This is a genomic window from Pontibacter populi, assembly GCF_040278685.1.
In the GTDB taxonomy this organism is placed as follows: domain Bacteria; phylum Bacteroidota; class Bacteroidia; order Cytophagales; family Hymenobacteraceae; genus Pontibacter; species Pontibacter populi.
Window position 1 is genome coordinate 301,876 of record NZ_JBEOKT010000005.1, and the last position, 13,357, is coordinate 315,232.

10 protein-coding genes are annotated in these 13,357 nt (G+C 43.0%); all 10 read right to left on the reverse strand.

The features are described 5' to 3' along the window. Positions 1-57 precede the first annotated feature (57 nt). The gene (locus tag ABS362_RS07920) at positions 58-561 is read right to left on the reverse strand and encodes a DUF4385 domain-containing protein (RefSeq protein WP_350411863.1); all 504 of its coding nucleotides are present in this window, start codon (positions 559-561) and stop codon (positions 58-60) included. Continuing rightward, positions 551-2,611: a cation:proton antiporter gene (locus tag ABS362_RS07925; protein ID WP_350411864.1), complete on the reverse strand. Its 2,061-nt coding sequence runs from the start codon at positions 2,609-2,611 to the stop codon at positions 551-553. Before ABS362_RS07925 ends, ABS362_RS07920 begins: the two co-directional genes overlap by 11 nt. Positions 2,612-3,286: 675 nt before the next feature. Continuing rightward, a complete protein-coding gene (locus ABS362_RS07930) occupies positions 3,287-4,900 on the reverse strand; it encodes an Ig-like domain-containing protein (RefSeq protein ID WP_350411865.1) in 1,614 nt (537 codons plus the stop codon). Positions 4,901-4,977: 77 nt separating this feature from the next. After that, complete coding sequence (locus ABS362_RS07935; RefSeq protein ID WP_350411866.1) at positions 4,978-5,865, reverse strand: class I SAM-dependent methyltransferase; 888 nt, start codon at positions 5,863-5,865, stop codon at positions 4,978-4,980. After that, positions 5,866-7,728, reverse strand: a complete 1,863-nt coding sequence (gene mnmG / locus ABS362_RS07940; RefSeq protein ID WP_350411868.1) for a tRNA uridine-5-carboxymethylaminomethyl(34) synthesis enzyme MnmG — start codon at positions 7,726-7,728, stop codon at positions 5,866-5,868. 67 nt (positions 7,729-7,795) lie between these two features. Next, positions 7,796-8,224, reverse strand: coding sequence for an rRNA maturation RNase YbeY (gene ybeY / locus ABS362_RS07945; protein WP_350411869.1), 429 nt, complete (start codon positions 8,222-8,224; stop codon positions 7,796-7,798). Beyond that, the gene (locus tag ABS362_RS07950; protein ID WP_350411870.1) at positions 8,208-8,633 is read right to left on the reverse strand and encodes an ATP-binding protein; all 426 of its coding nucleotides are present in this window, start codon (positions 8,631-8,633) and stop codon (positions 8,208-8,210) included. Before ABS362_RS07950 ends, ybeY begins: the two co-directional genes overlap by 17 nt. A 35-nt stretch (positions 8,634-8,668) precedes the next feature. Beyond that, positions 8,669-11,980 (reverse strand): DUF4175 family protein, encoded by a 3,312-nt coding sequence (locus ABS362_RS07955; RefSeq protein ID WP_350411871.1) that lies wholly within the window; start codon positions 11,978-11,980, stop codon positions 8,669-8,671. A gap of 150 nt (positions 11,981-12,130) precedes the next feature. After that, positions 12,131-12,892 (reverse strand): exodeoxyribonuclease III, encoded by a 762-nt coding sequence (locus ABS362_RS07960; RefSeq protein WP_350411872.1) that lies wholly within the window; start codon positions 12,890-12,892, stop codon positions 12,131-12,133. Between the two features lie 97 nt (positions 12,893-12,989). Then, complete coding sequence (locus tag ABS362_RS07965) at positions 12,990-13,340, reverse strand: hypothetical protein (RefSeq protein ID WP_162344920.1); 351 nt, start codon at positions 13,338-13,340, stop codon at positions 12,990-12,992. Positions 13,341-13,357 lie beyond the last annotated feature (17 nt).

The following is a 13,357-nucleotide window of genomic DNA, read 5'->3' on the forward strand; positions in this document are numbered from 1 at the left end:
TTATGCAAAGATATGTGAATTACTCTTTATGAGATATTACGGTTACAGCTAATTATTTTATCGCTCATAACGGGCTTTAAATGCCTCTTTTAATCTGATATAGGTACTGTGCTGTTTTGCCTGATCCCACTTTTTTTTAAAGATAGCCGCTGATTCTGCTTTTACCGGATCCATCTCTCTCGGTAATTCCTCACGGCCGTGTGCGCCGCTCTGTCCTTTTTTATCGTCGGGCACAGGGCCTTTATACTTCTTTCCGGATTTATGGTTGGCATAGCGTCGCGATCTGGTGTACCCCATCTGTAAAAACTTGCGTGCCATGTCGGCTCCCACAAAATCTTCCTGCTCCAGGTATTCCTCAAACAAACTATAGATCTTCTCCGACGATTCTTTGGCTATTTCGGGCGTTTTAAAGCGCCAGTGCGGCAGTATCTCGGATTTATAAGGCTCTACCAGCAACACTCCCTGTTCGCCTTTACCTACACGGTATAGTTCCGGGTTTTTCCTGAAATCGGTCTTATCGAAATCAAGGTTATAGTTAAACGCTTTTTTATCATCTGCCATCTGCTGCGTAGCCCAGGTTTAGGTATCCGTTTTCTTGCAGCATCGGGTTTTGCTCCGGGTAAACTATAATAAAGCTGTTCTCTTTATAGTTCCTGGATAGCAGTCGTGGCACATAGTCCATGTTGCTGTTGTAAGAAATGGTGCCTCGCCGCGCTGATATCACCACAATCATATCATCTTTTGCCAGCTTGGTTTTCATGTTTTCCACTTCCTTAAAATCAGTAAGTGGCTCAAACTCCGCTTCTACTATAGGCTTAGTAGTTGCCAATGTCTGTTTGATCTTGTTTAAGGTACGTCTACGGCCTCTGAATAATATTTTGGCACCCAGCTGCACCGATAATGTCTTAACCGACCTGATCCATCTTAAATAGCCACGCTCCAGTTCGGTGTTTAACGGAACAATAACGATAATACGGCGGGTAGTATTAAGCGGCTGCACGATCTTACTCACCAGTATCATCTGTTCTGTATTCTCCAGCAGGTTGTCAAGCACTGTCCCGAAAATACGGTCGCGGGTCGTTATCTTGGCGTTCCAGCCCAGCACCACTTCCGTTATCATCATCTCCTTCATAGCACGTAATATCCCGCTCGAGATATTCATGTCTATTTTAGAAACCAGTTGCACGTCGTTGTCAGTAGCCGAAGCATGTTTAATGGCCTCCTGCAGCATTTTGTTTTTCTTGAAGATCTCCTCCTCTGCATGCTCGTTGTCGATTACTACTGCCAGCGGATAAATTGGCTCATGGTAATCCGGGTTTTTAAGCATGATAGAAAGATCTATCAGGTTTTCTATAGTTGCCGGGTTTGCAATAGGTACCAGGATACGGTCAGGCTTTTCGCTCAGGTCTGGTTTTCTTCGGCTTTCGATAATTGCCAATGCACGTCCTGCTCTCTCGGTAATAAACGAACTCACAAGGCTGGTTGCCAATATCAATACTACGGTCAGGTTCAGCGCAAATTCCTCTACTATACCCATTTCAAAACCAACCAGTATTACAGCAAGTGTTGCTGCGGCTCTTGCAGTGCTAAGCCCGAATATAAGGTTTCGTTGGGTTAATGAGTACCCGTATAGTTTCTGTGTTATAAATGCTGCTATCCATTTGGTAAGTATGGCCAGTATAATTACAATAACTATAGTTGCCAGTGCCTGCCACCCTTCAAACAGTACACTCACATCAACCAGCATACCTACACTTAGCAGGAAGAAAGGCACAAAAATATTGTTACCCACAAACTCCAGGCGGTTCATGAGGGCTGACGTATGAGGTATCAGTTGGTTTAGTGCCAGACCTGCCAGGAACGCTCCCAGGATTGCCTCTACACCTGCCAGCTCCGCCAGAAAAGAAGCGGCAAATACCATGGCCAGCACAAAAATGAACTGCGCTCCCTTTTCGCTTTCTATCCTTTTAAAAACAAACTTGGCAATCATCGGGAAAACAAACAGTACCACCGCTACAAATACCGCCAGCTTTAAGGCCAGTATCATCCAGTAAGTCGCGCTTATATTACCCTCCATTGAGCCAACTATAATTGCCAGCACAATCAGTACTGCTGTATCTGTTATTATAGTACCACCTATAGTTACCGTTACTGCTTCGTTCTTAGCCAATCCCAGTTTAGAGACGATCGGGTACGCCAGCAACGTATGCGACGCAAACATACAGCCTAGTAATACCGCAGACTTAAATTCGTATTCGAAAAGGTAAAAGAAAGTTAATGCCCCTATTATGATAGGTACCAAAAAGGTAAGTGCGCCATAGGTAATGCTTCTGCTCTTGGTCTTTTTAAACCCTACCATATCCATCTCAAGGCCTGCCAGGAACATGATATAAAGTATACCCACCGTCCCGAACAGTATCATGCTGGCATCGCGCTGTAGTATCCCGAAGCCATTTGGACCAATTATTACACCGGCTATGATCAGGCCCACTATGCCTGGTATTTTTATTCTTTTCAGAATTATTGTGGATACCAGTATTATAAAAAGCACCAGCGTAAATATCAGTACAGGATCTTCGAACGGTAGTGTCAGTTTCAGCGCTAATTTCATTCGTTTTATTTTGGTTCGTTTTCTTTTCTCTTCTTAAAGATATTCCTTTTAATTTTTTTCAAGCCATTTTTCTTCCTGTTCCACACCTTTCCACACATTCAACCTTCTAATTATTTTAAAAAACTTAAATCTTAAATTCTTCTTTCTTTCACTATTTAGGCTGTTTATAAGTGCATAAGTTTCATGTTTCACGGGCAAAGCTCATAACTTGTTTACTGTTTCTGGTTTCATCCACAGGTGTTCCACAGTTTTAAACTTCCGATTATTTTATAGATCAGCCCGTTAAATGGCTTTTCCACTTTTACGCGTTTTATGTGAATTTCTTTTTGCACACCTGTTCCACGCGTGGAAAACTGTTTTTTTGATGTGTACTTATAAACCACTATCCACTTTTTAGCGTGGAACATGGTCTTTTTGGATGCTCGGTTGGTTAGGGTGTTTGTGTTTTCAATACATTACCCACTTTTATCCACAGTTATACCACACCAACTTGTGGATTTCTTGTACCAACTTTTGGTTTTCCCTTTTTGTTTAGATTTTTATGGTTCTTTCGCAGTTTTTGTAACAAGTTTTGTCCGGTGGAACATGTTTTACTTACGCTCATGACCAGATGTTTGAACGGGTTGTGAAACATTGTACATAAAAAAAGGAGACCCGTTTTGGATCTCCTATTGTCTATAGTTCGATTTTGATGTCTTCCAGTTCCCAGTTGGCCCTTATCTCTACTTCATTCGGGTACATGTATACTCTTTCGGGTTCCTTGTCAAATTTGCCTGAGCCTCTGTCCCATTTGCCATTATTATTTTCATCTACTAACACCCGGATATTGTAAACGCCTGGCTCCACATTACGGAAAATGAAATTCCGGGTATTCCTCAGTTCCTTTACAACTTTAAAGTTGTTGTCGAGCAACTGCACTATAAATGATTTAGCTGTGGTAGCTATAGTTCCCTGGGCACTGCCTGTTCCTTTGTCCTCCCCTATAGTTAAGTTCAGTTTCGGGTAGCTCAGATTTTTACCTTGAATCGGCACGATCTGGGTACTATCTAAAACTATAGTATAAGGTGCCTGCCTGGTTGCCAATTTCGGAATTGTAAATGTGAGTTCGGTTCCAGTTTTATCAAGCGATATTTGTTCCGGATATTTTACAGCTAGGCTTGTAGCTGTATCAGTTTGAATAGTTATTGGAGCTGTACCTTTAATGTTGACCTGGGTTTGTAATTCTATCGTTAGTTTTTGGCTGGGGCGGTACAAGGTGTTACCAGATTTTGTGTTGATAGTTTTGATTGCCGCTCCTTTTATTCGTTGTGTATAATCCTGGCCAAAATCCACCTGAATTGTATCCAGCGTATTATTGCCAGCAGAATCCACAGCTGCCACTAAAGCTTTTCCACCGTTAAAATTTTGACTTTTGAATAGCTCTATCGTTTTGCCATCCGGTAGTGCTTTATAGTAGATGGTGTCTTTCCCGGTAGCAGTAACAGCATTTATTTTCTCTATGCCTTCACTGTAAGTTATTGTAAATCTGTCCGCCAGTTTTTGTCTTTGTAAGGCAATTGGCTTCTTGGTATCAATAATAAACGTCTGTAATGTTACTTTCTGAGAATCGGCTTTTATTGTTAAAGGTTTTTTCAGGAAACCTATCCGCTCTCCTTCGTTATCATACAGCGAGTTGTTGTTCTTATCTTTCAGCGCGTATATTCTATAGTTGCCTTCGCGTATATTTTCGAAGCTGAATTCTCCCTGCGCATTGGTTTGTGCCTGGTAGTATGGTCTGCTTTTTCGTATGTTCAAAGTATCTTCTGCCGGGTAAAGCGCAACTATAGCATCTGCTTCCGGTTCCTGTGTCATCAGGTTTACTACCTGGCCGGCTACCCTACTTGTATCAATAAATGTTCCCGTACTGAACGAAAGCTTTAATCCCTTGGCAACTGTCTTTTCTTTAATGTCGGCAATTCCATTTCTGAAATTGAAGGTATATGTGGTGCTGTCCTGAAGTGGTTTTTCAAAGGTTAGGATCAATACCTCATCATCCATTTTTATCCGGTACTTGTTATCCGTATATGGAGTGATCAGTAATTCTTTCTGCAGATTTACTTGTTGCACATCTTCATCAAATTGCAGACTTATAGTCCTTGTGTTTACATTCAGTTGCTGATCTGCCGGAGTGCTGCTTATTAATGTTGGTGGTGTCGTATCTTTTGGTCCTCCTTCCGGGCTGCTAACGCTGGCACATGATGCCAGAGTAACAATAGTTGATGCCAATAATACGGTGTTGACAATTTTCATAGAATATGGCTTAAAAATGAAAAGAGGCAAACTTTCGCTTGCCTTTTCCACGGTATTTTTGATTTGCTGTTTTATGCTTATTTACGTTTAGCTACAAAGATCAGGCTTGAGTAATCGTTGCCATTTTTTTCGGCATAGCTGTTCGATTTGTAACCATTTAGTACGCTGTTCAGCATTTTGGTTTTACCCTCTTTATGTTTTTCACTCAGCATGCTTACGTAATACGCATCAAACTTCATAGGCAGCACTTCCTCCAGTTGCATCTTATGCTTCTTTAGCAAGCGCTTCATGGTTGGTTGTGTAAAGTGGTATAAGTGTCGGGGCACATCATAAGCTGCCCAGTTTTCCTTATACTCTTTTGCGTCATGCGAGTCTGCATTTGGTACAGCAATTATAAGCACACCGTCTTCCGTTAAATGAGAGATCAGCTGTTTTATAGTTTCGTTCAGCGTATGCATATGCTCCAGTACATGCCACAACGTGATCACATCAAACTTCTCATCTTCCAGTTCCGATAAGCTTGTAGCTATAGAGGTTCCCGATGCTTTCTCCGCTAATTCTCTTGCCTTATCGCTTGGCTCTATCCCACGTATTTTCCAACCATCTTTTTTACAAGCTGTCAGGAATACTCCAGTGCCACAACCATAATCCAGTATTGTTCCTTTGGCTGGTACATGCCGGTTTATCAGTTCTACTTTCTGTTTGGTAGTTATAGAGCGCACCACATGGTAAGCCCTGTTTATGATACCGGTTTTGGTATTGCTGTGCGAGATATAATCTTCCGACTCGTAATAGCTGCCAATGCTTTCTGCATCCGGACGAGGATTTGTAAACTTAAACGTACAGTTCTCGCATTCCACTATCACAAAGCTCTCCTTTGAAACAGAGTTGTCGGTTACTACCATAAAGTTTTTGAAATCCTCTTTACTGCAGATCGGGCACTGCTCCAGTCTTTCGTAGCTCATTTATTTTCCAAGGTATACCATCAATACCGAAATATCAGCCGGCGAAACGCCACTTATTCTTGATGCCTGGCCTATAGTTTCAGGCTGCACCTTAAGTAGTTTTTCTTTTGCCTCCGCTGATAAGGCAGGTATGTTACGGTAGTTGATTCTATCTTTTATAATATAGTTTTCGAGTTCGCCCATTTTCGCAGCCATCGTGTATTCTTTCTCGATGTAGCTTTCATACTTCACTGCTATTTCAGCCTGCTCAACACTATCAGCTTTAAACTTACTTAAATATTCTTTAACCGCAGGTATTGCCGCCGCTATATGTTGGATCTCGATATTAGGTCGTTTGATCAGTTGGCCAGCACGCTGCTTTTCTACGATCGGTGCTGAGCCCATGCTCTCCAGCATGCTGTTGATATCTCCGGGCTCAATCGGCTTATTATTTAAGTAAGCGATGATTTCAGCTGTTTCGGCTATCTTCTTTTCCACAGTTTTTAATCTGCTTTCATCAGCCAAGCCAAGGTCATAACCAAGCTTTGTAAGTCTGATATCAGCGTTATCCTGGCGCAGCAATATGCGGTGCTCGGCACGTGACGTAAACATACGGTAAGGTTCATCAGTACCTTTGTTTACCAGGTCATCAATTAATACACCAATGTAAGCTTCTGATCTTTTTAATATGAACGGTGCTTTTTGGTTTATCTTGTTGTGCGCATTTATACCTGCCATCAATCCCTGGCAAGCAGCTTCTTCGTAACCGGTTGTACCATTAATCTGACCCGCAAAGTAAAGGTTCTCAACCTGCTTTGTTTCTAAACTCAGGTTAAGCTGTGTTGGCGGGAAGAAGTCGTACTCTATTGCATAACCCGGACGGAACATTTTAGCATTCTCGAAACCTACGATCTTACGCAACGCTTTTAACTGTACATCTTCTGGTAGCGAGCTAGAGAAACCGTTTACGTAAACTTCCACAGTGCTCCATCCTTCCGGCTCCACAAATATCTGGTGACGATCGCGGTCAGCAAAACGGTTGATCTTATCTTCTATAGATGGGCAATAACGTGGGCCTAAACCTTGAATTCGTCCCTGGAACATCGGCGATTTTTCAAAGCCGGTTTTCAGGATATCGTGTACTTCAGAGTTGGTATAGGTTATGTAGCAGCTGCGTTGTTGTGCAAGTGGTGTCGTTTCGGTGTAAGAGAATTTAGAAGGGTTCTCATCACCGAACTGTTCTTCCATTCGGCTATAGTCCAGTGAGCGACCATCCACGCGCGGAGGTGTCCCGGTCTTCATTCGGCCAGCTTCAAAGCCTAGTTCTTTCAGTTGCTCGGTCAAACCTTTTGCTGATTTTTCTGCGGCTCTGCCACCTCCCAACTGGCGCTCACCAATGTGGATAATACCATTCAGAAATGTACCATTCGTTAAGATAACGGCCTTTCCACGTATAGTTATCCCCAGGCTTGTGCGTACACCTACGGCTCTTCCCTCTTCTACTTCTATGCCCGTAACCATCTCTTGCCAGAAGTCAACATTCTCCGTTTGCTCCAAAGTCAGGCGCCAGGCTTCGGCAAATCGCATGCGGTCGCTTTGCGCGCGCGGGCTCCACATAGCCGGACCTTTAGATTTATTAAGCATCCGGAACTGGATCATGGTTTGGTCAGTGATGATACCGCTCATTCCGCCCAATGCATCAACTTCACGTACGATCTGCCCTTTTGCCACACCACCCATAGCTGGGTTGCACGACATCTGCGCAATCGTATTCATGTTCATGGTGGCCATTAAAACCTTTGAACCCATTTTTGCAGCTGCAGCAGCGGCCTCGCATCCCGCGTGGCCTGCTCCTACAACTATAATATCGTATTCTGGAAACATGTATTTCTGAATTTAGAGATGTTTCACGTGAAACATCATCTTTGGATTGGTAATTCCTTTTTTGCGATTAAAATTTTCGCAAAGATAAACAAGAATCTTCTTGTTTGCGCATAAGTGCTTCCTGCTCTTCGGTTTTGTCTTTAAAACCAAGCAGATGCAGTACGCCATGAATAAGAACGCGGTGAAGTTCGTCCTCGAAAGGTATGCCTAATGTTTGTGCGTTATCTTTGACGCGATCTATACTAACAAAAATATCACTTTCAACTACGCCTTCTTCATCGGCATTGTCAAAAGTGATAATATCTGTAAGCGTATCGTGATCTAAATATTCTACATTTATCTGGTGCAGGTAATCGTCAGAACAGAAGATGTAGGTAAGACCAGCCAGCTCAAAATCGTGTTGCTCAATAATGGTTGCAATCCAATCAGCTACTTGCTCCGGGTTTGATAACGAAAATTCAATGTCTTCGCTATGAAACTCAATTGGATGATCCATTCTGATGCATTTCGATATTAAATTTCAATTGTACCTTCTTGCCGTTATCCAGGAAGTTAACTTCGTCGCAAAGGTTGCGCATCAGGAAAATACCACGGCCGCCTGGGTTCTCCAAGTTTTCAGGTGCAGTAGGATCTGGCAGGTGCTGGTAATCAAAACCAGGACCTTCATCTTCCACTTCAAACAGAAGCTGGTTCTGTTCTACCATTAAGGTAAGATAAACGTTCTTGTCTTTATCAAACTTATTTCCGTGTCGGATAGCGTTATTCACAGACTCTGTCACAGCAACCATAATGTTGCCATAGATATCATCTTCAAACTCGAATTCTTCCTTTGAGTTGTCTATAAAACTTTCAATTACGCGGATGTTTTCGATTAAGGAAGGAATCTGAATTTTAACTTGATTCATATTAATCTTAGGTATGTAAACTATTAGGTGCTTTTTTAAAATTTAGAGTTCTGAAAATACTCATTTACCTTTTGCTTATAGTACGGTGACAAAGCCGGTGGTATAGTTTTAAGTAATTCAGTCTGCTTTTCTTTTGCTTTAAGGTACTTCTCAAACGATGGTGGAAGTTTACGTGCAATGTCTTGTGCGGTTTTAGCTTCCCGTTTATTATCCAACTCCCGCTCTTTCATCGACCTTTCTGCTTCCAGTAACCGGGTCAGGATCTCACGTTGCCGCATGATCGTTTGCTCAGTCAACCGTTTATTAACGAGATCAGTCTCGCTTTGTTCCATCATCCGGCTAATATTTCCCAGTTCACCCTGTTTCCCATTTTCACCTGGCTTGGCGCCTTGTTTCTCCATTTCACGAAGGGCATTCCGGAGAGCCTCCTGCTCAGCAGCTAATTTAGCTAATTCTTCAGACAGTGCCTTACCTGATTTGCCACCTTTTTTCAAATCTTCTATTTTTTTATTCAAAGCGTCCTGCAATTCGCCTAAACCGCCCGGTTTTTTCTGATTTCCCTTCTGTTTTCCGGCCATTCCGCCCTGCATGTTCTGCATGGCTTGTTGCATTTGCTTCAAAGCGTCGTTCAGCATCAGGGCCAAATTATTCATACTCGTCATGGCGAGTTGTTGTTGCGCTGTGGCTTTGCTTACATTTCTATCCCGGAGTTCCTTCATGCTGTTATCCATGCTCTGGTTCATGGTGGTCACTTCGCGGGTAACAAACGACTGAATTTGGAATACTTTTTTAGCAAGTGAGAATAAACTGTCTTCAATTATCTTGGCATTATCGCGCAGACTGAGCTGCTCCTGCGATAACGCGATAAAACGTGGGTCGCTCTGGTTAACTGAACGGAACGATTTCATGACAGCTTCCTGGTCGAAGGATAGCTTGATCAGGTTCTCCAGGATGTCACGCAAGTGGTCGAGGTTCTGCTGCATACCCGACATGCTCATACTGCTCATCATCTGGTCCATTTGCTGGGCCATTTGTTTCATCTGTTTTCCTGCTTTTTGCTGGCTTTCGCTGGCTTTTTTGTTTTGCTGTTTCTGAAGTTGCTGCTGGCTTTGCTCCATGTTCTGCTCGATCTGCTCTTCGCCCTTCTCCTGCTGTTGCTCATCCATCGAGTTCGGGTTTTCCAGATTTTCGTTCAGTTCTTTGAGTTCATCCATTTGCTTTTTCACTTCTTCAAACTGTTCCTGAAGATCCTTCTGCTGCTCCTGTAGTTGCTCGTTGCCTTCCTGCTTCTGTTCTGTTTTATCAGCTAGCTTTTCCTGCTCCTGGGCCATTTCCTCCAATTTCTCGGTTATGTTATCCAGCTTCTGCTCAAATTGTAGTTGCTTGAACAGTTCCATTGCCCGTTCTAACTCGCGCTCCAGGTTCTTCTCGCGGTTATCGAGTTTGCTCAACAGCTTCTGAAGCTCAGGGTCGTTAGATTGTTTCTCCTGAAGCAGCTTTTCCAGTTCTTCGTATAGTTTCTTAGTTTCAGGGTCGAGCAGGTCGTTCATTAGCTTTTGCAGTTCCTGTGCTTTTTCGGCCAGTTGCTTGTCCTGCTCGCTTAGCATGTTCTGCTTTTTATTCAGCTCGTTAAACATTTCCTTCATGGCTGCCAGGTCCTGCTCCAGTTGCTTTTTCTTTTCTACCAGGTCCTCCAGTTGTTTTTTATCCTGCCAGTTCAGATCGCGCTTAGTCTTTAACTTCTCCTCTGACTTAGCCAGTTCATCCTGTAACTTGTTCGCTTTCTCCAGTGTCTTGCTTATCTGGCTACCTACCGATTGGGCGTTACTGTCAAGTTCTTTTTCAAGCTCACGCTTGGTTGGTACTTTTAACTCGAAGGTGCGGGTGCGGGCATTTTTAGGTCCGTGAAGGCCATCGTTATCCCAAACCTGAACAAAGTATTCCAGCTTATCGCCGGGCTGCATGTTCAGGGCTGCGGTGTTCCATTGGTAATAATAGGCCTGGCTAATCTGGCTGGGGGAAAGTGGTAGGGCTATAGTTTTATAACCAGCTTTAGGGTTATCCTGCTTACTGATGCGGTAATGAATAGCCAAACGGGACAAACCATAGTCATCTGCTACATCGCCACCCAACACTAAATAACTATAGAGTGCTGTGTCCTGGAACTGTTCCAGCGTAATCTGCGGATGTTTATCAGCAATGGCTGTAATTTGATATTTGATGTCTTCTTTGTTAGCGCTGTGCTTGTTTTTGAGTTGGATACTATAGTTCTGGCTTTCGCTGATCTTTTTGGTGGCCGTAAAGCTGTTGTCTGCTCTTACAGCTTTCAGTTGCTGAGCCGGATTATCGAAAGAGAGGTTTATAGTTTCGGTTTCGGAAGCTTTGAAGTTCCACGTGAGCGTGCTGCCTTCGGGTACGGTTGCGTTCCCGGTATTCTGGATCAGTTCAGGTTTTCGGTTCAGGTAAGCTGGGTATTGTACCTGTAGTTCAAAGTCTTTAAGATTGGGGCGGGAAAGCGTTTCTAAAGTATAGGTATCCGACATAAAACCAGAGCCTTCCAATTCGAAATCTATCGGTTTGAGTGGCTGCTTAAACGTATAACTATAGTTGCCGTCTGCCGCTTTTTGCAATAATTGCCTGCGGCCATTATAATTGATGAATACTTCCTTAGGTAGGGCCTGCCCTTCAATCGCTACTTTCAGCACAAAGTCTTCGCCCCGGAAAGTCTGTAGTTCATCGTTCTGTACTTCAAAAGTAAAAGGAGCTACCGGTGCGTATGCTGTTTTATAGTTTATAATGCGTTCGGTGCCCTGCACGAAGATTGCCGGATAAACCATCGCTATCAGGAGAGCGACTACAGCTGGAAGCGCCACATATTTCAGGATCGGCTTATTCTCTTTGTAGGTAACGGCATCTTTAAACCTGAACTGCAATAACTGGCCGGAACGCTGGTTAATACTAGCCGCTATCAGCTCGTTTGTTCTATCCAGGCTATTTAATTGGATGGCATTCAGTAACTTATCTTTTATTTCAGGATAAAAGCTACCGACTTTTAAAGCAGCCTGTTCATCCGATAAGATCTTGCTAAGATTTGCCAACGCAGCCACCGGCATCGCTATCCAGCGAACAAAAGCATAGATGATGATACCTATAAAGGAAAAGAGAAGGATTGCGCGTACTATCTGCGGAAAATAAAAGACGTACTCGAGTAAACTATAGATAATGTAAATAGAAAGCAACATGCCGATAGCAAACAAGCTACCCCGCAGCAACAGGTTCAGGTAGAATTTCTTCTTGAACGCCTGCAGCTGATGCATCAGTTGGGTAAGTGCATCCTGTTGTTTCATAGGTGTTTGTTACTATAACGTTAACCCACCAGAGCGGTTACAGCTATACATAAAGCAAAAGCACCTAATTATCTGTATATGAAACTATAAAGTTAATAATCAGGTGCTCTTAAATATAACTATAAAATACATTCTTTTCGTATGTTCCGCCTACCCTATTTCCAGCAGAACAGGGCAATGGTCAGAGTGTTTGGCTTCCGTAAGTATGGCCGATCGTTTTAGCCTGTCACTTAGGTTTTGGGTAGCCATATTATAATCAATACGCCAGCCAAGATTTTTGTTGCGTGCTCCGGCTCTGTAACTCCACCAGGTATAGTTGTGCGGCTCTTTATTAAAATGCCTGAACGAATCTATAAAGCCGCTATCAATAAACTTGCTGAGCCAGTTACGCTCTTCTGGTAAAAAGCCTGAACTCTTCGCATTCGATTTCGGGTTATGAATATCTATTGGCTGGTGGCAAATATTATAATCGCCGCTAACTATAAGTCCAGGCAGTGTTTGTTTCAGATCGCCCATGTACCCATAGAAATCATCCATCCACTGAAACTTAAAGCCCTGGCGCTCCTCCCCGCTCGAGCCGGAAGGCATGTATACGCTCATCACAGAATAATCGTCGTAGTCTGCGCGTATAACCCGGCCCTCAAAATCGTAGCAATCAATACCACAACCTATCTCTACATGGTTCGGTTTCAGTTTTGAAAGTATAGCCACACCACTATAGCCTTTTTTAACAGCCGGATGCAGGTATACGTTGTAACCCATGTCTTCGAAAATGGCACGGTCAAATTTTTGTTCGCAAGCTTTTATCTCCTGCAGGCACAGTACATCGGGGTTAGCAGCCTTCACCCAATCCTGGAAGCCTTTGCTGATAGCAGCACGAATGCCGTTAACGTTGTAAGTAATGATCTTCATTTTGTACTTGACTATTTGACAAAGGACTGAATGACAAAAGACTACATTAGAATTATAAGTCCTTTGTCCACTTTCATACAGTCTTTTGACTAAAAAATTATAGTTGATCTGCCTGCGTAAAATATTCCAGGATGTGCCACTTCAGCATTTTTTCCTGCTCTTTCAGGTTGGCAAACGGAATTGGTTTAACAGCTCTATAGTGGGGCCAGCCGTCTTCGTCTATCTTTTCCAGTTCGTAGTAACCCGACAGGCTGAATACTTTACAGGTGGCAATGTGCATCAGGTCTTGCTTTTCTTCTTTGGTAAAATCTGTTATGCCTTTGCCGAGTTCCTGAATTCCGATTAAGAAAAGAATGGTGTTCAGGTCAGGCTTTTTTCCGAATTGCTTCATCATAAAAGCCCGAAGCTGCGTCCATCTATGTTCTAAGTTATCTGATTCTTCTATCATAAGTTGAATTGCTGCAT

What these genes read in the sequence shown, in the direction of transcription:
- ABS362_RS07920 (WP_350411863.1), bottom strand. Translation starts at nt 561, where the DNA reads ATGGCAGATGATAAAAAAGCGTTTAACTATAACCTTGATTTCGATAAG.
- ABS362_RS07925 (WP_350411864.1), bottom strand. Translation starts at nt 2,611, where the DNA reads ATGAAATTAGCGCTGAAACTGACACTACCGTTCGAAGATCCTGTACTG.
- ABS362_RS07930 (WP_350411865.1), bottom strand. Translation starts at nt 4,900, where the DNA reads ATGAAAATTGTCAACACCGTATTATTGGCATCAACTATTGTTACTCTG.
- ABS362_RS07935 (WP_350411866.1), bottom strand. Translation starts at nt 5,865, where the DNA reads ATGAGCTACGAAAGACTGGAGCAGTGCCCGATCTGCAGTAAAGAGGAT.
- mnmG (WP_350411868.1), bottom strand. Translation starts at nt 7,728, where the DNA reads ATGTTTCCAGAATACGATATTATAGTTGTAGGAGCAGGCCACGCGGGA.
- ybeY (WP_350411869.1), bottom strand. Translation starts at nt 8,224, where the DNA reads ATGGATCATCCAATTGAGTTTCATAGCGAAGACATTGAATTTTCGTTA.
- ABS362_RS07950 (WP_350411870.1), bottom strand. Translation starts at nt 8,633, where the DNA reads ATGAATCAAGTTAAAATTCAGATTCCTTCCTTAATCGAAAACATCCGC.
- ABS362_RS07955 (WP_350411871.1), bottom strand. Translation starts at nt 11,980, where the DNA reads ATGAAACAACAGGATGCACTTACCCAACTGATGCATCAGCTGCAGGCG.
- ABS362_RS07960 (WP_350411872.1), bottom strand. Translation starts at nt 12,892, where the DNA reads ATGAAGATCATTACTTACAACGTTAACGGCATTCGTGCTGCTATCAGC.
- ABS362_RS07965 (WP_162344920.1), bottom strand. Translation starts at nt 13,340, where the DNA reads ATGATAGAAGAATCAGATAACTTAGAACATAGATGGACGCAGCTTCGG.